Raw genomic sequence first — 22,617 nt, 5'->3', positions numbered from 1 at the left:
GAGTTCGGGAGATTCGTTGCCGAACGTCGCAAACAGCATGAGACGCTTCGCTGACATGATCGGCGTGATTGCGCCTTATCTCAGCGATATTGAGAAAGGCCGTCGCGCCGCACCCGATGGCAAGCTGGAGGAGATTGCAACTGCTCTGAAGCTGAGCAGGGCTGAGCGCGAGCAAATGTTTGACCTTGCTGCATTGACTCGCGAGAACCAAGTTTCCGCAGATCTGTCCGGCTACATCATGGAAACCGATCTTGCTCGCGTTGCCCTTCGCCGCGCCAAAGAGCAGGATCTCAGCGACAGGCAGTGGGAGAACATCATCAACATTATTGAAGGCAGGGATTCAAACTAGTGACCCTCCAGCCACCCTACCTCAGCAAGAATAAGCTTGAAACGAAGGCGGAAAGACTGTTTGCCAAGTACCACGATGGCGCTCACCTGCGCGAAGCAATACCGCTCGATATTGAGCATTTTGCCGAGTTTCAGCTCGACGCCAACATTGACTACCAAGAGCTCACCTTGGATGGGAGTATCCTCGGAATGAAGTGCCCTGGGTTTTGTTCCTAGGCTTGTGCCTTGATTTCCATTATTTCTTGGGAAGGGTTGCGGCTCCAAAACTCGGTTTCCACTTCGACCGGCGCTCGGTAGCCCAGGCTCTGGTGGAGCCTTGACCGTTCCACCAATTCACCCACTCAAACGTGGCAATCTCAACATCAACCACGTCAGTCCACAACCTGGTATGAATCAGCTCGTTTTTGTGAGGGGCCGTTGACGTTTTTTAGCCAGTGCATTGTCATAAGAGTCACCAACAGTACCGGTCAACGCAATAATTCCATGCTCAGCAAGACGCTCATTGTAGATAATGCTCACATATTGCCAGCCGTGATCCGAGTGGTGAACTAGACCGGTGGTCTTCTTGGCGCACACAATGGCTTGATTGAGTGCTTGCAACGGTAACGCTTCGGTGCGCATCGAGTCAGGCAACGCCCAGCCGACGATCCTCTGGGAGAACACATCAGTCACGAAGGCGGCGTACACAACCCCTTTTCTGGTGCGCACATAGGTAATGTCTGCCGCCCATAGCCGATTAGGACCATAGGCTCGAAACTCACGACCCACCAAGTCGGGGTGGGTGTCGGGTTCCTTGGGCTTATATGTCGTCACGGGAGACCGGCCTTTATTTTTGCCAGACACACCTGCAAGGCGCATCAGACGCGCGGTCTGTTCACGTCCAATGTCGATTCCTTCACGGCGCAGCGCGTGCCACATTTTGCGAATCCCGTAGACACCGTAGTTTTGTTTATGAACTTCGGTAATGCGCTCTACTAGGGCGGCGTCGCGAAGGCTACGGACACTTAAATCCCCGAGCCTTAGATTGGCGGTACCCACGAGAGGTAAGGAAACCACCAACACGGTGTGTGTTTAACGTCGTGCAGATGAACTCGACGGTGAAATGATTTTGGTGTTTATCGATGAACTGGATCATTTCTTAACGTTTGGGGTCTGGTTCCGATGCGAAAAAGCCGACGCGGCCTTTAACAGCTCGTTGGTGTCGCGAAGTTCTTGATTCTCACGCCGAGGCTTGGCTACCTCTGCCACGAGGTCTTCGGGCAACGGCTCGGCAATACGACCGTTACGGCGAGCAGCTTGTGTCCACTGCTGAGCAGTATGCCATGAGACGCCCAGCTTCGGCGCCACTGCTTGGCACGCGGCCTGCATCGACATGTTCTCTGCTAGGATGCGATCCTCCACCAAGCGAACGACGCGGTCCTTCGCATCTTGGTCAAATTTTCTTGGCATGTTCCAGATTTTCCCATCTACTCAAACGGAACAAAACCTGGGACACTTCAGGACACTGGATTCTAAAGGCGAACTACTCATCACCATCATGTCCAGTCTTGCTCAGGAAGAATCGCGCTCCATATCTGAGAACGTCACTTGGGGGGGGCACCGCAGGCGCTTCGCCGACGGCAAAGTCATGGTGCCATACTCCTCGCTGCTGGGATACAAGAAAGGCACCGAAGGTAACCTAGCTATTGATGAGACCCAAGCTCCGACCGTGCGCTTGATCTACCAGCTATTCTTAAACGGCTCGTCGATTACCGAGATCCGCGCAGAGCTACAGCGTCGCGGCATTTTGACTCCGCGCGGTAAAACCAACTGGTCCACCTCAACCGTGCGCTCGATCTTGTCCAACGAGAAATACAAAGGCGACGCTTTGCTTCAGAAGACGTTTACCGCTGACTTTTTGACCAAACGCATTGAAGTCAATGAAGGTGAAGTCCCGCAGTATTACGTCACCGGCAATCACGAGCCGATCATTGACCCAGCCGTGTGGGACCAGGTCCAATACGAGCTAGCCACCCGCCACGCAACCAACACCGCCAAGATCGGGCTGTTCGCCAGTCGTCTCAAATGCGAAGATTGCGGTGCCTGGTACGGGCGTAAAACCTGGGCGTCAAACACTAAATACAAGCACACGATCTGGCGATGCAACCAAAAATACGACCACGCCCAGCCGTGCAAAACCGCTACCTTGCGTGACGAGCAAATCCAGACCGCATTCTTGCGTGCTCTGGGCCAGTTGGCTGAAAACTATCGTGGGGAAAGCCATCTACCGCAGGTCATCGACGCCATGTTTAATACCGACCAGTTCGAAGCGGAGTCCAAGCTCCTAGACGAGAAAATCCGTGCTCTTACCAGTGAGATTGAAGCATTGGTTGCTGAGAATCAGCGGATAGCGCAAGACCAAGACCAATATCTCGCCCACTACACTCAGCTAGAAGCGCGATACCAGAAAACCCTGGGCCGCAAACAAGCCATCGATGCCGAGACCGCAGCCAAACATGTCAAGATCACCGCGGTCAAAACCGCCTACAACCAGTTGGTCGACCAGCCGATTCAGAATTTTCAGCCATCCCAGTGGACCGCCCTCATCAACCACACCATTATCGGAACAGACCAAATCTGGTTCGCCTTCAGGACTGGCACCGAAATCATTGTGCCTATTGGCTAGCAGTCAGCCAGTTTCTTCCACTTGCGGATCTTGGTGCGGAACGTGGTAAACGGGGCGACCGTGTTGATGTGCACCCATTTCCATACCGGCCACGCCGACGGGGTGGAAGACGCCCATGCGCGCTGACCCGACTCAAACAATTCTGACTCGGTTAGGCCATCCACCATTTTGACTATCTCACCGAGCAAGGTCCCGAACTGGTCAATCAAATCTTCGGCAGCTTCTTGTTCCCAGCGTTGGTAGAACGACTCATACAATCCACCGAGCTGATTCCACTTATATCCAGGTGCCGGAGTAATTACCTCTTTGCCTGCCTGCTCGTCACGTTCCCAGCCAAGCAACAGTTCCATCCAGCCAAGCTGGTATGCGATCATCTGCCGGGGAGTGCGATCAACACCGTCAATCAGCCGATCCCAACCATCATCGGGAACACCTGCGAACTCGCCGATAAAAAGACCGCCACGCTTAGTAATCTCTGCGGCTAGTTCATCGCCTGATTCATACGATTTCATCACACACCTCATTGTGAAGCAGCCATAAGTTTTACGCTTCGTTAGCGCATTCAACGACAAAACAGCATTTTACTAGAGGAAACATGATACGCGCTAACGCAAAATCCCAACCCGCTAACGCAGCAGGTTTTCCACACCCCTTTGGGGTATACGCGCTAACGCAAACGCCGGCTTATCAAATCCGACGTCATAGTGGACCAAAGGCGGTCACGATGGATACAAAGCCTAGGGTGGGTGCAAAAGCAAGTCAAGTGGGTGCAGTTCGGCTCTAGGTGGGTGCAAACCCGAGTCGGGTGGGTGCAAAGCCGTGCAGGGTGGGTGCAAAATCGGGCAAAGAAGGTGTCCGACTTCCTTGGCTACCACGTACCACGGGAGATCGAGGATAGATACAATAAGCACAATGGGGAAAACAAAATGACCCCACCAATCCGGAGCGAGCAGCAGGGTAATTTAATCATGGTCTACGATGTAAAAAAGCAGTTCAAGATGCTTTATCAGCCACTTGCAACCCCACATATTGTTACTGTTCCAGAAATGAATGGGTCTGCTGAGGGTTTGGTTGACAGTTTTCCTTCTGATTTTTAGGCCGCAAGGGATGCGGCTGGTTCCATGATTGTTTCGTATTCGATTGGTGTCAATTTACCCAGTGCTCGTTGCCGTCTTTTCCTGTGATATGTCCGTTCAATCCAGTGAGTGATCGCGGCAGATAGTTCACGGCGCCTGTTCCAAAAGCCACGATCAAGAACGTTCTTTTGTACAAGAGCGAAGAAAGATTCCATCGCAGCGTTATCCCCACACGCTCCAACTCTGCCCATAGATCCCTTCGCGCCGTAAGATTTCAGCGCGGCACGGAATTTTCTAGAACGAAATTGCGAGCCACGATCAGAGTGAATGATTACGCCATGGGGATTGCCTCGTTTCCTCATCGCATCATCGAGCGCCGCCACCACGAGGCGTGATTTCATCCGCCCACCGGTCGCATAGCCCACGATTCTTCGCGAGCACAGGTCTTTGATCGCACACAGATACAGCTTGCCCTCTTTGGTCCAATGCTCCGCAATATCTGTAACCCACGCAACGTTGAGCGCATCAGCGTGGAAGTGACGCTGTAACAGGTCATCATGTACTGGAGCACCCGACTTCTTCCCACGCGACTTACGCCTAGCGATCACCGAGAACACCTGAGCATGAGAACACAAACGCCATACTCGACGCTCAGAAATCTCTATCCCTTGATCATGGAGCTCGTCTGCTATCAGGCGGTAACCAAATTCAGGATCGTCACTGTGAATCTGGCGAATCTTGTCTATAAGTTCTACTTCTTGGGCTTGCCTGTCCGAAACTGGCTTAGCAGCCCATTTATAAAACGCTTGGCGGGAAAACCCCAGTACCCGAGCCGCTACCGTCACGGTCGCCTTACCTGCCTTGATCAGCTTTTCCACGGTCGGGAAGACCCTTTTGGGCGAATCACCTCTTGAGACAGGTACGCCGCCGCTGCACGTAGCACTTCGTTTTCCATCTCCAACTCGCGAATCCGTTTCAAAGCCTGGCGCATCTCTTTAGCCACTACCGGATCAGCACACGGTTGCATCCCCTGAGCCTGCAACCTCGCATCAGTAATCCATTTTTGCAACGAGGAACGCGAGATCCCCAAATCAGCACACACCTGACGGCGAGCAACCCCAGACTCCACCAACGCCACGGCATCAGCTTTGAACTGCTCTGAATACAACTTCGACATAATCAACATCCTTCCCTGCCCCGCCCCAGCGAAACAAGCTAGACGTCAACCAAACCCTCAGCAGACCCTCTGCAACAGATCCTGACCGGAGAGCTTGCCGGCACTAGAGACCTGTGCGAAGGCAAGTGTGAGGGATTCGAGTTTTTGGGCATCGCCCTGGGAAATATCACCCAGCTGGCCAAGCCGCAGCTTCGCCTCATCCGCGCTGATACCGAAGGCCATCAACGTTTGGGTGTTTTTGGCTAGATCCTCCATCCCAAACGGGGTTTTCGCGGCCGTGACCTTCAGGTCGTTGACCAGCTGCTGGGCCTTGGCCTGGTCACCCAGCATGGTGGTAAAGCTCGTGGTGTACTGCTCCATCGAGGCGTTGTAGGCAACACCATCCTTCATGGCCTGGGCAAACCCACGACCAATCCCCGCGATCGCCCCGCCGATGGCTTTGACCCCACCGATGATGGCCTCGGCAGCAAGGTTCGCTTTCAGGACATCACCAAAGATGCGGGTCTTACCCGAGGTGTCGTCCAGCTCACCGCCTAGTTCATCAACCTCGCGGGAGAGCTTGTCCGCACCACTGGCCGCGTCCTTGAGCTCACCCTCACTGGAGCCTGCCGCGGTGGTGAGCTGGTCGATCTTGGAAGTGTTCTCGGAAAGTTCGCGCTCCATGTCGTTGAGCGTGGCGGTGGCGTTGTTGAGCTGGATCCGCCAGTTCTGGGTGCGAGAATCCGACTGGCCGAAGGAGGCAGACGCGTTATCCAGTGCGGCCTTGAGCGCCTGAATCTTGGAGCGCTGGGCCTCGATCTCTTTGCCCAGTACCTGGTTGCGGGCAGTTAGGGCGTCAGCGTCGGTGGCGTTCTTGCCGAACTGGGAGGCCACCACCTTCATCTCTGAGCCGAGCACCCGCATCTCACGGTTGATGTCCGCGATCGCCTTCTTGAACTCCCGCTCGCCCTCCAGGCCAATCTTCAAACCAAAAGTCGAATCAGCCATGGGGTATGCCTTTCTGGGGATACAGAAAAGCCCCACCACAACACGTGGAGGGGCATAAGGAAGCTGGAAAATTGGGGTACTGGAGCACTCTGACGCGTGATGGCTGCGTGCTTCTTGGCTCCCGTAGCGTTACGTACTAATCTGGTCCTACCAGTACCGGCTCGCCACGTCTTCGGATGTGGTCAGAGCCGGTCGTCATGTGCCGAGGGTGTCCTATCGGAACAGAGAGGCCAGGCCCCTGGCGCAATCGTGACCTAGTGCGTGCTCGGCATCAGTGTGCTAGCATGGGTGTCAACACGACCGGTTCCGCTGCCCATCTCGGTGGGAGTCCAGGGCCGGTCCCTTTCTATCTTCACGAGGTCGCATGGGGACAAAGCCGTTCAAGAGCTATGAGGAACAGGTCAGCATCCTCCAGTCACGAGGAATGGGCATCGACGATCCGGCGCATGCTGCCGAAGTTCTGCGCACGCATAACTACTATCGGCTATCGGGTTACTGGCACTCGATGCGTCAAGTAGATCCCCAAACACGCACGGCACTTGATGTTTTCAAGGACGGCGCCACCCTCGATCTTGTCCTCGCGCTCTACGACTTCGATGCTCGATTGCGCCACGCGGTTTTTGCGAACCTTGCTCCCGTAGAGCTAGCGATCCGTTCATTGCTTGGCTACCATCTCGGGGCACTTGACCCTCTGATTCACCTCGATGCGTCGAAGCTCAACGCTACCGCGAGTAATCCTTCAAAACGCAAAGAAAAAGCTCGCAAAGAAAAAGCTACTGAGCATGATGACTGGGTAAGGAAATATCGCCAAGCGTTGAGTAACTCTCGGGAGGACTTCGTCAAGCACCACCGCAGCCAATATGACGGAATCCTTCCTGTCTGGGTGGCTGTCGAAGTCATGGATTGGGGAATGCTCTCCCACCTGTACAGGTTTACTCCCAACCCTGCTCGCAATCGCATAGCTAGAGAGTGCAATATGAGCGGGCCGCAATTGGAGTCGTGGCTAAAGTCGCTCAATATCCTGCGGAATTATTCGGCTCATCATGCTCGCTTGTTTACGCGAGTGTTCGACATTAAACCAAAGACAATCGATGATCCTCGTATGAAGCCAGTTGAGAACGTCTCACATCTCGTGTTTGGTCAGCTCAGCCTCATACGTTATCTGCATGCTGTTTTGGGAACAGATGGAGGTGTACCTGACCTCGTAGGCGTTCTGGAAAGCTATCCGCACAACCAGCTCGTCTCGTTCCATCGCCTCGGAGCGCCCGAGAATTGGCGCGAGCTCGACCTCTGGTCCTAGCTAGATTGCTGACCCACAGCAACGCGAAAGCCCGTGTCGAAACACGGGCCTCGGAATTAGAGCACTATTAGGCGTCCATCTCCAGAGTGCCAGATGTACAGCGGATTAACAAGACCTGCGCCGGCGCAGACTAGGGTAAACTCTACTGGCGAAGACCCCGGAACGATCCCCAGCTTTGGCTGCATCGCCGGGGTTACCGCTTTTCTTACACTGGGACATGCCCCGGCGAGAACACATGTACAGCAGGTGCTGCCAGAGATAGTGTTCCACCGGGGCTTGCCTCCTGTTCTCCCCACTCCCTTGGTTTGGCTTAGATCCCTGGCGGGATGATGTCGTCGATTGTGAGTTCAACACCGCTGCGGCCTGGTTGTTCGTGTTGCCAGTGGCATTCGACCAAGTCCAGGAGCACACCGAGTGGGAGCAGGGCGCTCTGCCAGCGGTCCAGGTGCAGGTAGCGGTGGGCCAGGTACGTGAGCCTGGTCAGTGTTTCGGCCCATCCGCTACCTGCGGGTGTGCTGGTCAGGCTTTTGGGGAGGCAACCTCACGGCGCATGCCCGCCTCCAAGGCTGCTGTGATCGCGTCCTTATAGTCGGCAAGCTCACCGGGCACGGTGAGAAGCTCAACCTCCTCAGCGGTGATCTGAGGCCACTCATCCCCGTTGGCGTGCAGGTTGTGGATGAGGACGGACTGGTTGGCCAGCAGGGCGATCAGCCAGCAGATTTCACCGATCTGCTCGCCCAAATCATTGGAGGATTCCAGCTTGTCGCCAAGCTGCTCAAGCCCGCCGTAGCGTGAGGCGATTTCCCGGGTGGCGCGGGTGGTGAGCACCAGCTCCAGGTCCCGTCCGCCCAGGCGGATGAACGCGGAGTGTCCCGGGCCTTCGGGCAGCACGCTGGTGGGGGTCTTCTTCTTGGTGGTCATGCGTGTCCTCCTTAGTTGCCAGAGCCTGTGGTCGTGGTGGTTGTGGTGTAGGCCGGCTCGTACACGGTCTTGAACCAACCGTCCGTGATGGTCTTTGCGGCTTCGCCTTCGGTGGTTTCCACCTTCCACGGATGCTTGCCCGAGGGGTCGGGCTTGGTGCGGCGCAGGATCGTGCCCTCGATCTCTGGGGTGGAAAACTCGATCGAATCGCCCTTGGTGGTCAGCGACGCGGTCGGAACAGCAAAGCGTACCTTGTAGAGCCAGAAGTACCGGTAGGTGCCATTCGCCTTGCGGGCGCGGAACCCGATCGCAACCGGAGCCCCACCATCCTCGGATGCAGAGACCAGCACCTTGTTCTTATCGATGACCGCACCAACCAGGTCGGCGGCAACCTCGGCACTGATGTCATCCACACCCAGGGTCAGGGTGCCGGACTTGAACTCTTTGACGACCTCGGCAGGCCCGTCGTCCGCATACAGGATTGCTTCGGCGACCTCGATTGACACCTCCGCGCTGATTGCCTTAGCCAGCTGCTTAGGCGTTCCGTAGGTTTCCTCCCCAGTGGAGGGGTTTTCCGTGATGGTTGCGTAGTACAGGGAGTCGAGTCCAATGGTTGCCATAGTTGGGGTTTCCTTTCGTTAGAGCGTGTGGTGGGTTTGGGTGTCGATGGCGTAGTGGTGGTAGCCGGTCTCGTCCTCGAACCCGATATAGGAACGGGCCGTGATCGTGACACCACCATCGAGCAGAGCGGCGGTGAGCTGGTCGCGAAGCGTCAGGTAGTTGCCCCGCGCATACACGCTCATGCGTGCTTCTTCGATCTGGGCTCCTGGGGTGTTATCCCCGTACAGGGCCAGGGTGTCGACTAGTGGGGTGAGCACCACGAACGCTTCCGGTAGCGGGGTTTCGGTAAACAGGCCCACCCGCACCGAAAGGCCCAGCCCCTCGCAGACGGTGGTGAGATGCTCCAGCAGTGGTGTGCTCATGTGTCGCCTTTCGGGAGGCGCTCGGCCAACACTCGTTTCATGGCCTCCAGGGCTGGGGCGCGGGTGGTGCGGCGGGTGCGGGTAAGAAACGGGCGGGCTACTTGGCGGGTGGATCCGTATTCGAGGATGGTCGCGATCTTCGCGTTCGAACTCCCGTCTTGGCGGGGCTCGTCAAAGCCGACTTTCACGTTGTGGTTTCCTGCCCGATCCGTCTTCACCGGGGTTAGGCCCAGGGCTGCGGCAAGCTGCCCGGTGGAGTATTGGCCAGTGATGGCTGCTGTGAGGTTGGCTCGCATGACCGGCTCAACCACGCTTGCTCCGGCTTTGAGTGCTGATTCGGCGTGCTCATCCAGGTGGGCTCCTGCCGCCGTAAGCTCATCGAGCACAGTGGTGGGGAGTTTCACGGTTGCCTTCGCCATCACCCGCCTCCTTCCACAGCGCCGCCTTCTGGGATGTGTTGGTGTGCCTCAATCACGGTGTAGCGGCCGACCTGTTCGACGCTGTCGATCACCCAGCGCCCATCGGCTGCGGCGATCACCATGGACTCATCCTCAGTGATGCCGGGGTGGGTGCGGATGCGGAAGATCGCGGTGGCTTTCGTGTAGGCCGCACGGTTAACCCACGCTGAGCTGGCGTGGCGGCGTTCCACCTCGGCCCTGACGTGAGCAACGATCTGCTCATGGGTGAGGTCGAAGCCCGCAGCATCCCTGGCGTGGCTCAGGGCAATGATGTCGATGAAATGCCGCATCTGTCCCAAACCCATCAGGATCACCTCGTTTCTAGATTTTCCATTCGCGATCCAAGACGAGCAGCCTGTGGATGGCTTCCCAAGCGGTGCGGGCGGCGTCGGTTTTGTCTGCCCAAAACCCTCCGGTTGCTCCATCGCGTGCCTCATACAGGTGGGTTGCCAGCATGACCACACCCTGGGTGGTGGCCGGGCTCATCGCGTGGGTGGCGTAGAACCCATCCGGCAAGTGCTGAAAAGACGCAGCGTAGGAGGTGGCGGCATCCACCAGGTGAGCGATCAGCTCATCATCCGTATCGAAGTCGACCTGCAGATTCGCTTTCACCAATGTGGCGAGTTCTCCTGTGGACATCCGCCACCTCCTTAATCGCTTGCTGGGGTTTAGGCGCTGGCCTTCTGGGTGAGGACCTGCACGGCCTCGGGAACAATCAGCTTGCCATCGAGCCGCTGGGAAGCCAGGAACCCAACCTGCCCCGTGGTGGCAAACAGCTCGTTGAGTCGCTTGAAGGAGCGGCCCACGCGGTCGGCAATCCAGTAATAAGACAGGTCCCCGAAGGCAACGGTGCGGGCACCGTCCTTAATCTCAGGCACGAACGTGGACGTGTAGACGGGCCGGCCCAGGATCGTATCCGGATCCCCAGCGGTCAGGGCCGGCTGCCACAGGTACTGGCCGGTGGTGTCCTTGAGCTTGCGCACGGTCTTCACGGTGGCGTCGTTCATCAGCCACACCGCGTTCTTGCGGTACGGAGCCCGCAGCGCATAGTGCAGATCGATGAGCTCATCTGCCGTAATGTCGGTGGCTTTCGCCGTGGTCACCGTCGACGGGGCACCAGAGGTGGGGTGGAAAACACCGGTGGGCTTACCCGAGCCATCCCCATTGATGAAGGCTTCCTCTTCGGCAGCGCCCATGCGACGAGCAAACTCGGAGGCCAGGTAGGCCTCGATGTCGAAGGCCGAGTCGTTGAGGAGCTCTTCGGAGACCTTGAGGAAGGTGCCAAGCTTGAACGCGGAGAGGGTGACCTGGTTGAAGGTGTCGTCGGATTCGGTGTAGGGCTTGCCCTCATCCAGCCAGGCGGCAGACCCGTGGGTGGCGACCACTGGGATCTTGCGGTCCCCGCTGGTGGTGGTGATGACCTTGGCCAGGGTGCGCATAATGTTCTGGTCGGCCAGGGTGTCGACCAGGGTGCGTTCGAACTCGTCGGGCACGAGGTAGCCGCCCTCTGTGTCCGTGCCGACGGACAGGGCGTTTCGCACCTCTGCCGGGCTGTGGTTCAGGCGCATCGCGTCCCAAAACGCCCGCTTATAAGAAGCGGAGGCGCGACCTTGAGGTTCCTCCTCGTCGGTGTGGAAGACGGCGGTGTTCATGCCGGGCCGGGCGGTCAGGGGCATGCGGGTTGCGCGGGCGAGCTGGTTTTCGAGCGCTTCGGCACGCTCGTTGCGGGCGATCTTTCGGGTGAGGTCCTCGATCTCTGCCTCCATACGGGTATAAGTCTGGTCGTCCTCAGCGGAGAGGCATCCGGTCTCAGCATCGCGGCGCTCATCGAGGAAAGCCTTCGCGGCCTCCCAAGCTGCAGCGCGGCGGGCGTAGAGGTCAGTGGTAGTCAGGGTCATGATCAGTGTTCCTTTCACGATCTAGTGGGGTTGGTTTGCCAGGGCGGCGTACAGGTCGGTAATCCGCCGACCTCGACGTTCAGGTACAGCGGGTTGGTGGTGGTTGATCTTGTTCACCAACACGGCGGTGGTTGCCGCGGCGCTATAGGTGAACCCCGCACCCAGGTTGTCGGGTACGGGGTCAACAGCGGCAGGCTGGGCGGGGCCAGATGGCGTGAACACTTGTGTGGGTTCGCTGGGTTGGTAGAGGCCGTCAGCAAACCCCATCGCGATGGCGGCTTTCGCGTCCATCCAGGTTTCCTCATCCATCAGCCGGGCAAGCTTCGCCCGCTGCATGCCCGTGCGCAGCTCGTAGGCGTTGATGATGGATTCCTTGACAGCGCCGAGCATCTCCACCGCGCGTGATAGTTCGGCGGCGTCTCCGGTGGCCAGGGTGGCGGGATTGTGGATCATCATCATCCCCACCGGAGAGATCAACACCTCGGTACCAGCCATCGCAATCACGCTCGCGGCACTTGCGGCCAGGGCATCGATGATCACGGTGACCGGATACGGGTAGTCCATGAGCATCGTGTAGATCTCAGCCGCAGCCACGCAATCCCCGCCCGGGGAGTTGATCCACACCTGGATGGGCCCTGCGCCTGCTTCCAGCTCGGAGCGGAAAATGCCGGGCGTGACGTCATCATCGAACCAGGAGTCAGCGGCAATCACGCCGCCGATACGCAAAACCCGGTGGGCATCATGCTCACCGGGCGGATCGGCTGGGGGCTGCTCCCAGTTCCAAAAACGGTTAACCGTCATAGCCTGCCTCCTCTCTGGCGGATGCTTTGGGCTGGGTCATTGGTGTCCTCCTCGGGTGTCGTTGGGTTAGGTGTCTGGGTGGTGGCATACGCCCCGGCCAGGGACAGGGGCAGCATGTTGCCGTTGACCAAATACAAGTCCCCACCATCCTCGGGTGCGATACGGTCGAGGTTTTCAAGCTCTCGGATGTCGTTGGCACTCATCCACCCGTTCTGCCGCGCTACCGCATAGCCCTGCATACGGGACGCGTAGTCACCGCGCAGCAGACCCTCGAGGTTGAACTTCACGAACACCCCGGTATCGCGAGGATCCAGCAGGGTCTTGGTCAGGGCTTGCTCCCAGCGGATCACCCACGGATCCAACGTGTATTTGACGAACTCAAGGGACTGCTGCTCGATGTTCGAGAAGCTGGATTTGTCCAGGTCGCCGATCATGTGGGGTGGGATGCGGAAGATCCGGGCGATCTCACCCATCTGGAACTTCCGGGTCTGCAAAAACTGCGCCTGCTCCGGAGACACACTGATAGGCGTGTACTTCATGCCCTCCTCTAACACCGCGATCTTGTTACCGTTCCTAGCTCCCCCGAACATGGCTGTCCAGGATTCGCGCACGCGGGAGGGGTCTTTGATCGTGCCGGGGTGTTCCAGCACCCCACCGGGGGCGGCACCATTAGCAAAGAAGGAGGCTCCGTAGTCTTCGCAGGCTTGGGCCATGCCGATCGCGTTTTTCGCCATCGCAATCGGGCTGTAGCCCACCAGGCCGTCAAACCCCAGCCCCGGAATGTGCAGCACCTCGGAGGGTGGGAGTACCACCTTCTCGTACTGGGCGTTTGGGGGCTCCTCGCTTGTGCGCTGGTACTCGTAGTAGAGCCGGCCCGCGCTATCCCGGCCTACACTCATGCGGTTGGGCATGAGCGGGTACAGGGCGATGACTTCGCCGCGTCCGTTACGGATCACCTGCGCGTAGGCGTTACCCCACAACAGCAGGTGGGTCATGAGGGTTTCCCGGAACACGAAGCTCGTCATCTCCGGGTTTGGCTCATCATGCAGCAGCCGGTAGAGCGGATGGGTCACCGCCTTCTCTTTGCCGCCATCCGGGCGGGTGTTGTAGACGTGCAGGGGTAGGCCGGCGATAGCTTCCGCCAGAATCCGCACGCAGCTGTAGACGGCGGTCATCTGCATGGCGGTGCGCTCGTTCACCGCACGGCCCGAGCTCGTGGGGCCAAACAGGAACGAGTATCCCGATGAGAGCTGCGTGTTAGTAGCACTGCGTGGGCGTAGCCAGGCAAGTAGACCCATTGTTTCCTCCTGACTGGGTTAGAGCACGAGTAGTCCGCGCTCGTCGTACACCGAATGCGCAGGCTCGGCGTTGCCGTTTCGGATAGCCCGGTCCAGGGCCATGATGAGGGCGACGACGCCGTCGATCTTCTCGGTGGACTTTTGCTTGTCGGGTTTGATATTGCCGGCAGGGTCGGTGCGGATGTGGATGTTGTCGACCATCCACGCGAGCACCTTGTTCCCACCATGCTGGATCCGGCCTTCCAGTGCGAGCTTCATCAGCTCCTTGCTCGGCGGGCTCATGTCTTTGAACCCCTGGCCGAAAGGCACAACGGTGAAGCCCAGAGCATCGAGGTTCTGCGACATTTGCACCGCGCCCCAACGGTCGTAGGCGATCTCCCGAATGTCGTAGCAGATGCCGAGTTCCTCGATGAACGCTTCGATGGCTGCGTAGTGGACTACGTTGCCCTCAGTGGTATGCAACAGGCCTTCGCGTTCCCACTGGTCGTAGGGCACATGGTCACGGTTCACCCGAAGCTCGATGTTGTCTTCAGGGATCCAGAAATGCGGCACCACCACATACGGCTCGGTCTCGTCCCGGGGTGGGAACACCAACACCAGCGCGGTGATGTCGGTCGTGGATGCGAGGTCCAGGCCGGCGTAACACACCCTCCCCTCCAAGGAGGCAAGGTCGATGGGAGCGTTGCCTTTGTCCCACAGGTGCATCGGCATCCACCGAATCGACTGCTTCACCCACTGGTTGAGGCGCAGCTGACGGAAGGCGTTTTCTTCGGCGGGGTTGATGCGGGCCGAGTGGGCGGCCGCCCGCACCTTGTCGATGGGCACGGTGATGTCCAGGCTTGGGTTGGCTTTACGCCACACCGCCTCGTCCAGCCAATCATCCTCAGGGTCAGCCCCATAGATCACCGGGTAGAACGTCAGATGGGTCTGCTGAGGGTTTGGTTGACGTCTAGCTTGTTTCGCTGGGGCGGGGCAGGGAAGGATGTTGATTATGTCGAAGTTGTATTCAGAGCAGTTCAAAGCTGATGCCGTGGCGTTGGTGGAGTCTGGGGTTGCTCGCCGTCAGGTGTGTGCTGATTTGGGGATCTCGCGTTCCTCGTTGCAAAAATGGATTACTGATGCGAGGTTGCAGGCTCAGGGGATGCAACCGTGTGCTGATCCGGTAGTGGCTAAAGAGATGCGCCAGGCTTTGAAACGGATTCGCGAGTTGGAGATGGAAAACGAAGTGCTACGTGCAGCGGCGGCGTACCTGTCTCAAGAGGTGATTCGCCCAAAAGGGTCTTCCCGACCGTGGAAAAGCTGATCAAGGCAGGTAAGGCGACCTTGACGGTAGCGGCTCGGGTACTGGGGTTTTCCCGCCAAGCGTTTTATAAATGGGCTGCTAAGCCAGTTTCGGACAGGCAAGCCCAAGAAGTAGAACTTATAGACAAGATTCGCCAGATTCACAGTGACGATCCTGAATTTGGTTACCGCCTGATAGCAGACGAGCTCCATGATCAAGGGATAGAGATTTCTGAGCGTCGAGTATGGCGTTTGTGTTCTCATGCTCAGGTGTTCTCGGTGATCGCTAGGCGTAAGTCGCGTGGGAAGAAGTCGGGTGCTCCAGTACATGATGACCTGTTACAGCGTCACTTCCACGCTGATGCGCTCAACGTTGCGTGGGTTACAGATATTGCGGAGCATTGGACCAAAGAGGGCAAGCTGTATCTGTGTGCGATCAAAGACCTGTGCTCGCGAAGAATCGTGGGCTATGCGACCGGTGGGCGGATGAAATCACGCCTCGTGGTGGCGGCGCTCGATGATGCGATGAGGAAACGAGGCAATCCCCATGGCGTAATCATTCACTCTGATCGTGGCTCGCAATTTCGTTCTAGAAAATTCCGTGCCGCGCTGAAATCTTACGGCGCGAAGGGATCTATGGGCAGAGTTGGAGCGTGTGGGGATAACGCTGCGATGGAATCTTTCTTCGCTCTTGTACAAAAGAACGTTCTTGATCGTGGCTTTTGGAACAGGCGCTGTGAACTATCTGCCGCGATCACTCACTGGATTGAACGGACATATCACAGGAAAAGACGGCAACGAGCACTGGGTAAATTGACACCAATCGAATACGAAACAATCATGGAACCAGTCGCATCCCTTGCGGCCTAAAAATCAGAAGGAAAACTGTCAACCAAACCCTCAGCAGACCCTCGGGGTTCTCACTGTGGTCGTTGTCGATGTCCATCACGAGACAGTCCGAGGTGACGAACCCGTGAGTGGAGCGCTGATTGCCCTGGTATTCGGCAGCAACATGGTCGAACCGGGCTGCCACCTCCAGGGCGGCCGCGTCAGTAATAGTGGCCTTGTTCGGGTAGTGGGTGTTCGAGGCCAGCCCGCTGGTCGTGGCGGTGAACAAGGTGAAAGTGGTCATGGCTGGATCTCCCGGAAGTCGGAATCGAGAAAACGGATAGGGATATCGAGGTGGCGGGCCCAGCAGGCTTCCTGCTTCATGCCGGGACTGATATGCGGGGCGTACACCCACACCTCCTCGCACTTGGACAGCAGAATGCGGTTCATGAACATGGCGAGTTCCCGCTCGGTGGGCTTGGTGTCATCCATGAACTGCGGGAAGAGCAGGTGCGGTGCGATGGGGATGCGACGGCGAGCAACTGCTGCGGCGCACATGCGGCGGGCCAGGCGAATGTTGGCCTCGGTATCGCCAGCGAATGGTGAACAGATGTAGGCCAAGGGGCGGTATCCGAACTGGGCACGCTGCTCACGTTTGAGCACCTCATAGACGGTCGGGTCCACACACCCCGAGGCGTTCAGGCGCGGGATAGTCGAGTCGGTGGAGTTCACTCGGCCACCCCGCGCTCGATCAAAGGCAGTAGACCACGTTCATGCTTGAGGGTCTCGTAGATGAAGAGTCGGCCTTTCTGGGTCCAGTACAGGTGGGTATTGGTCTTGCCAGTCTCTTCGTCGTAGACGAAGGTCTTGGACTGGGCATAGCCGGCCTCAGCGTGGGCGGCGTAGAGGAACCAGCGGCCAGACTGCTTAAACTGCACACCCAGCTCATGGAGCAGCTTGTTGAGCTTGCGGGCCGTGAGCCCGTAGTCCTTGGCGATCTCGGTGGTGGTCAGCAGGCTCTCGGACTGGAGCACCATGTCGTAGTAGGTGACCTTCGGACGTGCCTCGAGCAGCAGTTGGGCTTGCTGGAGGTTCTCTGCCGCAAGGGCTTCGTTGCGTTCCTTTTCCTCCACGTAGGACTGCAAGATGGCGAGAAGAGCCTTCGGATTCGTGAGGATCTCCTCGATCACCCGGTCGGTGATGTACAGGCCATGCTTGCGGATCGAGGGCAGAATCTCGTCGATGACCCAGGATTCGAACTGGCGTGCGGCGGGCAACTTGCTGCCGATGATCAGTCGGTAGAGGTCGCCCTCATAGATGAACGCGAATTCCTGGGTGCCACCAGGGGTTTCAAGGGGGGTAGCGTTTCACGACCCCCTTGCAGTGGCGCTTAATCGCATCGTTGACGTTGCGATACCCAAGCGCGGTGGCGGCATCCTTCGCGCAGACGTAGATGGTCTCGCCGTCGACGATGGTCCGCAAGTTGCCGAAATCCGGGTGGGTGAACAGGGTCAGATCGGTGCTCATGTCGAGCTGCCTTCCTGAGAGGCGTCCAGGCGATGCACCGTGCAGCGCACTCGTCCTCTCAGGCCCTAGGCGGCGAGAGGCGTCAGGTGATAACCGAAATGTTGGATAAACTCCGAAAGTTTAAGAGCTTGGCGAGATCTGGACACAGCGGACTAGTAACACCCAGTGCCAATCTCACCGAATCTCCGTAGCAGCTCCAAAGTTACGATTGGCTGAGGGCTTCCATTATTGAACAGAACGAAATGACCTGGAACAGAACGTTCTGCGGTCTGTGTGGATCAACGCCCAGTTCTCGATCGTCGGGTATCAAAGTGGCTCTTGGTAATTAAATGGGACGCTAGTTTTTGGGTGGCCGTCCGGGTCCCGATCTCTGGCTGAAAAAACATGTCCATGCTCGGTATCGGCTGGCAGGGCGCACGCGGCATAGGTGGCAGCGACCGCATGTTTCGATGTTTGACAGGGAGAGGTCCTAAGTACCGGTATCGGCTTGTACTTAGCTACACTGCCTGGTCTCTATTTAAGGAAGAGCGGTTTACCAGGCGTATTGGTGAGGACCCCCACCGGTAACTATCAGGCAACGGGGCAATATAGACGACGATATTACGAAATACGAGCATCTTACCGCACAGGTTCTCGATGCACCCGTTGCTGTGCTCTACGGGGCCACAAGAACTCCCGTTTGACATTCACCAATATTTCAAGTATCCTCCAGAAGGAATATTTGTAGCATCTTAAAGGAGAGCTCAATGACACTGAAGGAAGTCACTACCGCTCTAGCCTATACCACACTGGCCACAACGTTACGTCCGCGCAACATCGTCAGCACCCCTCCTCCCATTACCTAGTAGGAAACCGTGTCCAAAGCTATACAACACGGCACCATAGGGGAACTCTGGCAAGGCCCCTACCAATCACCCGATGAAGCCATTCACATCGCAATCGTAACTTTGCCATGTGAAGAATATTTTTCCGAAGTAACTGTCGAACTTGGCACACCTACGACCTCGCCACCACCGAAGAGCGCTTTGGCTATCGAGCGTTTCCTTTCCTATTTCAGAATAAAATCGAGTTCATCCAACTACACTTGGTCTGTAAACTCTAACATTCCACAATCTAAAGGAATGGCCAGCTCGACTGCAGATGTCGTCGCAACGATCAAAGCTCTCGCATCACTCCATGAAATCCAACTAACCCCGGATCATATCCAGGACATACTAAGAGGGATCGAGCGGTCAGGCCCAGTTTTCCATAGCCACCCCGGCCTATATTTGAGCAAACACCAACGATTTGTTTGTTCTTGGGATTGGAATCCTAACTTTACCGTCATCTATTCTATCCTGCCAAGGATAACAGACACGGAAGCTATCAACGAGGATAACCTGCTTGCATTTTACCAAGATAACTTGAAGAACTATAGAGATTCTTTCGGGTTATTAAGCGAAGGTTTTCAAACAGCAAGTTGCAAAACCATAGCCCATGCCTCTACACAATGTGCAAGCACTTTCCAAGAGTTTATGCCTGTAAAGTTAGTAGACGAACTCATCGCTGCTGCACCAAGTCTCAATGCATTGGGCGTTATTCGTGCTTACACTGGACACGTTACGGGTCTACTTTACCCAGGAAACGATGATTCACATTCAGAATCATTACCCACAATTCGCGAGATATTCAGCCGTTACAATCTTCCAACTCTAGTGAATCGAGCGGGATATGGAACTAATTGAACATCTCATTGACGCAATCTCAATGCCGAAATGTATCCGAGTTTCAGAGAATCTCCTGGCCCTTCGATTCGAGTCCATGAAACTCGCCTCATGTTCTACTGCCGTGAAGGCACTTCTAACTGAAGGGCGAATTAACAGCACAACCACACTAGTAGACAGCTCAAGTGGAATATACGCATATGCACTCGCCCTTACATGCCAAAAGTACTCACTTCCATGTCACGTCATTGCTTCCACCACAGTAGATGATACGCTTCTCTTACAGCTGAAGGCATTAGGTGCAACTGTCGAGCAGGTCCCCGCTTCAAAAAGCCTAAAATATGATCAGGAATTTCGTGTTCGCCGCGTACATGAGTATCTAGCACGGAATGAAAATTCATACTGGATGCGTCAATATCACGACCGCAAACACTACCTCGGATACCAAGAAATTGGGACACAACTTGGGACACTTCTGACTCGCGAATTTGGCGACAAATCGATAAACCTAGTCTGTCCGGTTGGCTCTGGAGCTTCTTCCGGAGGCTTGTTCAACGGTTTAAAAAGGACATGTAACGATCTTCAATTAAACGGCATCCAACCATTCGGTAGCGTCTCCTTTGGGTCAGAATGTATTCAAGATCCTGATATCTTGGTTGCCGGAATTGGAAGCGCAATCCCATTTGACAATATCGAGTACTCGATATTCAAAAATATACACTGGCTTTCTGCCGAAGTCGCCCGTCATGGAACGATGCGCCTCTTAGCCAATACTGGCATCTTTGCTGGATTATCTACCGGAGCTGCATATACAGTTGGCCAATACCTTTCTGAACGCGATTCCAGTAGTTTGACCCTTTTCGTTTGCCCAGACATGGGCTATAGATACGCTCACATTCTCGCCGGAACGAAAATTGACAGTCAGGCACCGTATACACCTCAATGGATTACCACTCTAAATCAGTTATCACCACCATGGAGCGCGATGGAATGGAATGGTGCTTCCTATACCCCAACTACCACATCCATAGATAAGGATGACAATACCGATGGCTGAAAAAATTCAGCTCGCAATTGAAGCTATGTCCGAATTGGATGAAATGACAGCAGCTGCAGAGAAACACGGCTATCGTCTGCAAGTCTTGGCTGAGGATGTTTCATACTACGGCGAAACTAACTCAGAGATAATCGCCTTTCCTACACGAGATCACATAAAATTGGCTGCCTATGTAGAAGACAATCGCGCTTCTATCAAACAGGTATTCAGCGTCACCGATACATGGGGTGTCATCGCTTCTAAGATTCGTGATCAATTTGGCTTCTACCAGTTCGGCGACACAGACAAGCTCAAGTTCTTTAGAGACAAAGGCGCTGTTGAAGCTGCACTCATTTCACAAGGATTAGCCAAACACTCGGATTCGTGGCCTAAAGTATTAAAACTGCGAAACGGCACTGGCAAAATTGGAGTTTACCTTGTGAAATCCGAACTTGAAACAGAACACATATTTGGGACGTCAGGTTTTAGTAGAGATGAATTTCTTATTCAAGATTTCTACTACGGGCCAGCGTATTCAGCAGAAGTATGGCGTGATTCTCAAAACGAAATCTTCTTCGGAATCACCAACCGGATTCTTTCAGAACCACCGTTCTTCACCGAGCGTGTTAAGTCTTTCCCATGGGCTGCCAATTCGCAATGGGAAACCGGAGTTAGAGATTGGGTATTTCAGCTGCTTCGGGCTCTGGATTACACTCTCGGGCTAGCACATATTGAATTCATAGAGACGTCCACTGGCTTTCAACTTGTTGAGATTAACGCACGTATGGCAGGGGCGCTAATCACCCCCGGTATCCTGGCTACGACGAACTTCAATCCATATGAAATGGCAGTTCATCAGGCACTGGGCCTTCCTCTATGTGAAAATACAGATCGAAAGATACACGGAGGATTCTCCCATGTCAGCATTTACGCCACCGAACTCGGTACCGTCAGATCAATTCAAGGCATCGAAGAAGCGGTATGCAATCCCGGTTCGCCTAGATGGGTACCCTCACGTAAAGTAGGCGATCGAATTGTCGAGATCGGAACCTATCGATCACGCATAGGTAGCCTGACTGCAACCGGCACCACAGCCTCGATTGCCCAAGATAGAGCGATTAACGCTTCAAGATCGATTTCAGTAAACATCGAAACAGACGGAACCACGCATGCTTAAGGTCGATCAGAAATTCACGCCCAACATCCTACTAGTGGCAATTACCATTAGTGGGATCTCAACCTTCATGATCTACCCCCTGCTTGTATTTCGTCTTTTAGACGTTGGTGTCAATCTAGGCGCGATCGGATTGATCTTGGGTGCCTTGTCTGGCACCGGTAGAGTTTGCTCCTTCCTCATCGGAAGTATAAACAGCAAATTCGGCTCTAAGCCAACTGTATGCTTGGGAATAACACTCCGAATTATCGGTATCTCAATTTTCGCTTTTGAATCACAATTGTATTTATACATTGTTTTTTCAGCTCTGGCCTCAATCGGTTCATCCGCTTCTGCTTTAGGCATTAAAACAGAGTTGCTGCGCCAATCTGCCGAGCGAAAGCTCATTACATTGCGCTCCATGGCAATCAATTCTGGCGCAATTTTGGGACCCGCGTTAGGCGCCGCACTCTACCACGTATTCAGTTTCCATACGATCCTATACTTATCAATCGCCACATATGGCCTTATGGTTCTATTCCTAACTTTAACCAGTTTTTCACCACCAGAATCAACTTCACTTACCAACGGTAGTGGCGGCATACGGTCAGGAAAGTATTCGCGTTACGTAGCCATTACCTTGATTGCTTCCATCTATTGGGCCATTTATTCACAATGGGCGATCATTGTTCCACTTATTTCGACTCAGTCCTTTGGTTACGAGGAATCCTCAAATCTTGTGTACATGGCAAATGCGGTAATAGTACTCGTCCTACAGTATCCGTTAGTAGTAGTTGCCCTCAAGTCTGTTAAAGATTCAACTGTTTTACTTCTAGGGTTCTCAGTATTCCTAGTTGCATTCATCATGCTCTTTATCCCTTCCTCATTTCTCATGGTTGCCCTATTCTGTCTGGGGTTCTCAATTGCCGAGCTTTTGGTTAGCCCGTCATTAGATTCTCAAACAGCAAAGGTTGCACCAGCGAGCTTGGGACTAACGCGCGCATATGGAATCCAAGATACCATCACGGGTATCTTTTCAATCGCGGGATCTTCAATAGGCGGTTTAGTTCTACAGAGTGTGGAATCGCCATCTGCAACAGCTATCTTATGTATGCCTCTGGCTATAATCGCGATCTTCCTCAGTGCCACCATTTTACATTTCGGACAAAGGAGGTAA

Annotated in this window: 27 protein-coding genes and 2 pseudogenes; 10 read left to right on the top strand and 19 right to left on the bottom strand. The window is 55.4% G+C overall.

Annotated elements, in window-relative coordinates; translation table 11 throughout:
- Window positions 1-37: 37 nt before the first annotated feature.
- Window positions 38-349, top strand: a complete 312-nt coding sequence (locus ABMV07_RS12455) for a helix-turn-helix transcriptional regulator (protein ID WP_111946786.1) — start codon at window positions 38-40, stop codon at window positions 347-349.
- A complete protein-coding gene (locus ABMV07_RS12450; protein ID WP_088268249.1) occupies window positions 349-564 on the top strand; it encodes a hypothetical protein in 216 nt (71 codons plus the stop codon). The genes ABMV07_RS12455 and ABMV07_RS12450 overlap by 1 nt, the downstream gene beginning before the upstream one ends.
- A 177-nt stretch (window positions 565-741) precedes the next feature.
- Here ABMV07_RS12450 and ABMV07_RS12445 read toward each other — a convergent pair whose 3' ends face one another.
- Together ABMV07_RS12445 and ABMV07_RS12440 are read right to left on the bottom strand one after the other, a co-directional pair.
- Window positions 742-1,386, bottom strand: coding sequence for an IS3 family transposase (locus tag ABMV07_RS12445; RefSeq protein ID WP_229254987.1), 645 nt, complete (start codon window positions 1,384-1,386; stop codon window positions 742-744).
- Window positions 1,387-1,653: 267 nt separating this feature from the next.
- A pseudogene (locus ABMV07_RS12440) lies at window positions 1,654-1,843 on the bottom strand (hypothetical protein); the annotation flags it as partial.
- A 42-nt stretch (window positions 1,844-1,885) separates the two neighbouring features.
- Between ABMV07_RS12440 and ABMV07_RS12435 the strand changes: the two are divergent.
- Window positions 1,886-3,013: a recombinase family protein gene (locus tag ABMV07_RS12435; RefSeq protein WP_374064671.1), complete on the top strand. Its 1,128-nt coding sequence runs from the start codon at window positions 1,886-1,888 to the stop codon at window positions 3,011-3,013.
- Here the strand turns inward: ABMV07_RS12435 and ABMV07_RS12430 are convergent.
- Window positions 3,010-3,525 carry a ClbS/DfsB family four-helix bundle protein gene (locus tag ABMV07_RS12430; protein ID WP_234914357.1) on the bottom strand — a complete coding sequence of 172 codons (516 nt, stop codon included), beginning with the start codon at window positions 3,523-3,525 and terminating at the stop codon, window positions 3,010-3,012. The genes ABMV07_RS12435 and ABMV07_RS12430 overlap by 4 nt on opposite strands.
- Window positions 3,526-3,759: 234 nt before the next feature.
- Here ABMV07_RS12430 and ABMV07_RS12425 point away from each other — a divergent pair, with 234 nt between their 5' ends.
- Entirely contained in the window at window positions 3,760-4,110 is a 351-nt protein-coding gene (locus ABMV07_RS12425) for a hypothetical protein (RefSeq protein ID WP_374064670.1), read from the top strand.
- Here ABMV07_RS12425 and ABMV07_RS12420 read toward each other — a convergent pair.
- A protein-coding gene (locus ABMV07_RS12420; RefSeq protein WP_374065033.1) for an IS3 family transposase occupies window positions 4,107-5,266 on the bottom strand; the annotation gives its coding sequence in 2 pieces (ribosomal slippage) (window positions 4,107-4,991 and window positions 4,994-5,266; 1,158 coding nt in all). The genes ABMV07_RS12425 and ABMV07_RS12420 overlap by 4 nt on opposite strands.
- 57 nt (window positions 5,267-5,323) lie before the next feature.
- Window positions 5,324-6,253 (bottom strand): tape measure protein, encoded by a 930-nt coding sequence (locus ABMV07_RS12415; protein ID WP_374064669.1) that lies wholly within the window; start codon window positions 6,251-6,253, stop codon window positions 5,324-5,326.
- A 364-nt stretch (window positions 6,254-6,617) separates the two neighbouring features.
- On the opposite strand from ABMV07_RS12415, the gene ABMV07_RS12410 reads away from it, so the two are divergent.
- Window positions 6,618-7,553 carry an Abi family protein gene (locus ABMV07_RS12410; protein WP_088268256.1) on the top strand — a complete coding sequence of 312 codons (936 nt, stop codon included), beginning with the start codon at window positions 6,618-6,620 and terminating at the stop codon, window positions 7,551-7,553.
- A gap of 519 nt (window positions 7,554-8,072) precedes the next feature.
- On the opposite strand, the gene ABMV07_RS12405 is transcribed toward ABMV07_RS12410, so the two are convergent.
- From ABMV07_RS12405 to ABMV07_RS12360, 10 genes and pseudogenes are all read right to left on the bottom strand, one after another.
- Entirely contained in the window at window positions 8,073-8,474 is a 402-nt protein-coding gene (locus ABMV07_RS12405; RefSeq protein WP_374064668.1) for a hypothetical protein, read from the bottom strand.
- Window positions 8,475-8,485: 11 nt separating this feature from the next.
- Window positions 8,486-9,094 (bottom strand): major tail protein, encoded by a 609-nt coding sequence (locus ABMV07_RS12400; protein WP_374064667.1) that lies wholly within the window; start codon window positions 9,092-9,094, stop codon window positions 8,486-8,488.
- 18 nt (window positions 9,095-9,112) lie between these two features.
- Window positions 9,113-9,457 (bottom strand): hypothetical protein, encoded by a 345-nt coding sequence (locus tag ABMV07_RS12395; protein WP_374064666.1) that lies wholly within the window; start codon window positions 9,455-9,457, stop codon window positions 9,113-9,115.
- Window positions 9,454-9,876 carry an HK97 gp10 family phage protein gene (locus tag ABMV07_RS12390; protein WP_374064665.1) on the bottom strand — a complete coding sequence of 141 codons (423 nt, stop codon included), beginning with the start codon at window positions 9,874-9,876 and terminating at the stop codon, window positions 9,454-9,456. Before ABMV07_RS12390 ends, ABMV07_RS12395 begins: the two co-directional genes overlap by 4 nt.
- Complete coding sequence (locus tag ABMV07_RS12385; protein ID WP_374065032.1) at window positions 9,876-10,220, bottom strand: head-tail adaptor protein; 345 nt, start codon at window positions 10,218-10,220, stop codon at window positions 9,876-9,878. The genes ABMV07_RS12390 and ABMV07_RS12385 overlap by 1 nt, the downstream gene beginning before the upstream one ends.
- 16 nt (window positions 10,221-10,236) lie before the next feature.
- The gene (locus ABMV07_RS12380) at window positions 10,237-10,554 is read right to left on the bottom strand and encodes a head-tail connector protein (RefSeq protein ID WP_374064664.1); all 318 of its coding nucleotides are present in this window, start codon (window positions 10,552-10,554) and stop codon (window positions 10,237-10,239) included.
- Window positions 10,555-10,583: 29 nt separating this feature from the next.
- The gene (locus ABMV07_RS12375) at window positions 10,584-11,813 is read right to left on the bottom strand and encodes a phage major capsid protein (protein WP_374064663.1); all 1,230 of its coding nucleotides are present in this window, start codon (window positions 11,811-11,813) and stop codon (window positions 10,584-10,586) included.
- 21 nt (window positions 11,814-11,834) lie between these two features.
- On the bottom strand, window positions 11,835-12,614 hold the full coding sequence (locus ABMV07_RS12370; RefSeq protein ID WP_374064662.1) for a head maturation protease, ClpP-related: 780 nt from the start codon (window positions 12,612-12,614) through the stop codon (window positions 11,835-11,837).
- Window positions 12,611-13,912, bottom strand: coding sequence for a phage portal protein (locus ABMV07_RS12365; RefSeq protein ID WP_374064661.1), 1,302 nt, complete (start codon window positions 13,910-13,912; stop codon window positions 12,611-12,613). The genes ABMV07_RS12370 and ABMV07_RS12365 overlap by 4 nt, the downstream gene beginning before the upstream one ends.
- Window positions 13,913-13,930: 18 nt before the next feature.
- A pseudogene (locus tag ABMV07_RS12360) lies at window positions 13,931-14,830 on the bottom strand (terminase TerL endonuclease subunit); the annotation flags it as partial.
- 73 nt (window positions 14,831-14,903) lie between these two features.
- On the opposite strand from ABMV07_RS12360, the gene ABMV07_RS12355 reads away from it, so the two are divergent.
- Window positions 14,904-16,063 (top strand): IS3 family transposase gene (locus tag ABMV07_RS12355; RefSeq protein ID WP_374065031.1). Its coding sequence is split into 2 segments (ribosomal slippage): window positions 14,904-15,176 and window positions 15,179-16,063, totalling 1,158 coding nucleotides; the frame shifts between segments, so codons are not numbered across the junction.
- On the opposite strand, the gene ABMV07_RS12350 is transcribed toward ABMV07_RS12355, so the two are convergent.
- The 4 genes from ABMV07_RS12350 to ABMV07_RS12335 all read right to left on the bottom strand — a co-directional run bounded on the left by ABMV07_RS12350 (window position 16,032) and on the right by ABMV07_RS12335 (window position 17,548).
- On the bottom strand, window positions 16,032-16,325 hold the full coding sequence (locus tag ABMV07_RS12350) for a hypothetical protein (protein WP_374064660.1): 294 nt from the start codon (window positions 16,323-16,325) through the stop codon (window positions 16,032-16,034). The two genes, ABMV07_RS12355 and ABMV07_RS12350, sit on opposite strands and share 32 nt — an antisense overlap.
- Window positions 16,322-16,753 carry a DUF4406 domain-containing protein gene (locus ABMV07_RS12345; RefSeq protein WP_374064659.1) on the bottom strand — a complete coding sequence of 144 codons (432 nt, stop codon included), beginning with the start codon at window positions 16,751-16,753 and terminating at the stop codon, window positions 16,322-16,324. Before ABMV07_RS12345 ends, ABMV07_RS12350 begins: the two co-directional genes overlap by 4 nt.
- Entirely contained in the window at window positions 16,750-17,298 is a 549-nt protein-coding gene (locus tag ABMV07_RS12340; protein WP_374064658.1) for a phage antirepressor KilAC domain-containing protein, read from the bottom strand. The genes ABMV07_RS12345 and ABMV07_RS12340 overlap by 4 nt, the downstream gene beginning before the upstream one ends.
- 73 nt (window positions 17,299-17,371) lie before the next feature.
- Window positions 17,372-17,548, bottom strand: coding sequence for a BRO family protein (locus ABMV07_RS12335; RefSeq protein WP_374064657.1), 177 nt, complete (start codon window positions 17,546-17,548; stop codon window positions 17,372-17,374).
- 854 nt (window positions 17,549-18,402) lie between these two features.
- Between ABMV07_RS12335 and ABMV07_RS12330 the strand changes: the two genes are divergently transcribed.
- The 4 genes from ABMV07_RS12330 (at window position 18,403) to ABMV07_RS12315 (ending at window position 22,617) form a co-directional block, all read left to right on the top strand.
- Entirely contained in the window at window positions 18,403-19,272 is an 870-nt protein-coding gene (locus ABMV07_RS12330) for a hypothetical protein (RefSeq protein WP_374064656.1), read from the top strand.
- A 76-nt stretch (window positions 19,273-19,348) separates the two neighbouring features.
- On the top strand, window positions 19,349-20,308 hold the full coding sequence (locus ABMV07_RS12325) for a pyridoxal-phosphate dependent enzyme (RefSeq protein WP_196977447.1): 960 nt from the start codon (window positions 19,349-19,351) through the stop codon (window positions 20,306-20,308).
- Window positions 20,301-21,464, top strand: a complete 1,164-nt coding sequence (locus ABMV07_RS12320) for an ATP-grasp domain-containing protein (protein ID WP_374064655.1) — start codon at window positions 20,301-20,303, stop codon at window positions 21,462-21,464. The genes ABMV07_RS12325 and ABMV07_RS12320 overlap by 8 nt, the downstream gene beginning before the upstream one ends.
- 34 nt (window positions 21,465-21,498) lie before the next feature.
- Window positions 21,499-22,617 (top strand): MFS transporter, encoded by a 1,119-nt coding sequence (locus ABMV07_RS12315; protein WP_196977444.1) that lies wholly within the window; start codon window positions 21,499-21,501, stop codon window positions 22,615-22,617.

The organism is Corynebacterium belfantii (genome assembly GCF_041898185.1).
Classification (GTDB): domain Bacteria; phylum Actinomycetota; class Actinomycetes; order Mycobacteriales; family Mycobacteriaceae; genus Corynebacterium; species Corynebacterium belfantii.
The sequence above is the reverse complement of the archived record's forward strand: the minus strand, read 5'-3'. Positions and strand labels throughout refer to the sequence as shown.

Excerpts from the sequence above, each read along its gene's own strand:
- ABMV07_RS12455 (WP_111946786.1), top strand. The coding sequence starts at position 38 with ATGAGACGCTTCGCTGACATGATCGGCGTGATTGCGCCTTATCTCAGC.
- ABMV07_RS12435 (WP_374064671.1), top strand. The coding sequence starts at position 1,886 with ATGTCCAGTCTTGCTCAGGAAGAATCGCGCTCCATATCTGAGAACGTC.
- ABMV07_RS12430 (WP_234914357.1), bottom strand. The coding sequence starts at position 3,525 with ATGAAATCGTATGAATCAGGCGATGAACTAGCCGCAGAGATTACTAAG.
- ABMV07_RS12415 (WP_374064669.1), bottom strand. The coding sequence starts at position 6,253 with ATGGCTGATTCGACTTTTGGTTTGAAGATTGGCCTGGAGGGCGAGCGG.
- ABMV07_RS12410 (WP_088268256.1), top strand. The coding sequence starts at position 6,618 with ATGGGGACAAAGCCGTTCAAGAGCTATGAGGAACAGGTCAGCATCCTC.
- ABMV07_RS12405 (WP_374064668.1), bottom strand. The coding sequence starts at position 8,474 with ATGACCACCAAGAAGAAGACCCCCACCAGCGTGCTGCCCGAAGGCCCG.
- ABMV07_RS12400 (WP_374064667.1), bottom strand. The coding sequence starts at position 9,094 with ATGGCAACCATTGGACTCGACTCCCTGTACTACGCAACCATCACGGAA.
- ABMV07_RS12395 (WP_374064666.1), bottom strand. The coding sequence starts at position 9,457 with ATGAGCACACCACTGCTGGAGCATCTCACCACCGTCTGCGAGGGGCTG.
- ABMV07_RS12390 (WP_374064665.1), bottom strand. The coding sequence starts at position 9,876 with ATGGCGAAGGCAACCGTGAAACTCCCCACCACTGTGCTCGATGAGCTT.
- ABMV07_RS12385 (WP_374065032.1), bottom strand. The coding sequence starts at position 10,220 with ATGGGTTTGGGACAGATGCGGCATTTCATCGACATCATTGCCCTGAGC.
- ABMV07_RS12380 (WP_374064664.1), bottom strand. The coding sequence starts at position 10,554 with ATGTCCACAGGAGAACTCGCCACATTGGTGAAAGCGAATCTGCAGGTC.
- ABMV07_RS12375 (WP_374064663.1), bottom strand. The coding sequence starts at position 11,813 with ATGACCCTGACTACCACTGACCTCTACGCCCGCCGCGCTGCAGCTTGG.
- ABMV07_RS12370 (WP_374064662.1), bottom strand. The coding sequence starts at position 12,614 with ATGACGGTTAACCGTTTTTGGAACTGGGAGCAGCCCCCAGCCGATCCG.
- ABMV07_RS12365 (WP_374064661.1), bottom strand. The coding sequence starts at position 13,912 with ATGGGTCTACTTGCCTGGCTACGCCCACGCAGTGCTACTAACACGCAG.
- ABMV07_RS12350 (WP_374064660.1), bottom strand. The coding sequence starts at position 16,325 with ATGACCACTTTCACCTTGTTCACCGCCACGACCAGCGGGCTGGCCTCG.
- ABMV07_RS12335 (WP_374064657.1), bottom strand. The coding sequence starts at position 17,548 with ATGAGCACCGATCTGACCCTGTTCACCCACCCGGATTTCGGCAACTTG.
- ABMV07_RS12325 (WP_196977447.1), top strand. The coding sequence starts at position 19,349 with ATGAAACTCGCCTCATGTTCTACTGCCGTGAAGGCACTTCTAACTGAA.
- ABMV07_RS12320 (WP_374064655.1), top strand. The coding sequence starts at position 20,301 with ATGGCTGAAAAAATTCAGCTCGCAATTGAAGCTATGTCCGAATTGGAT.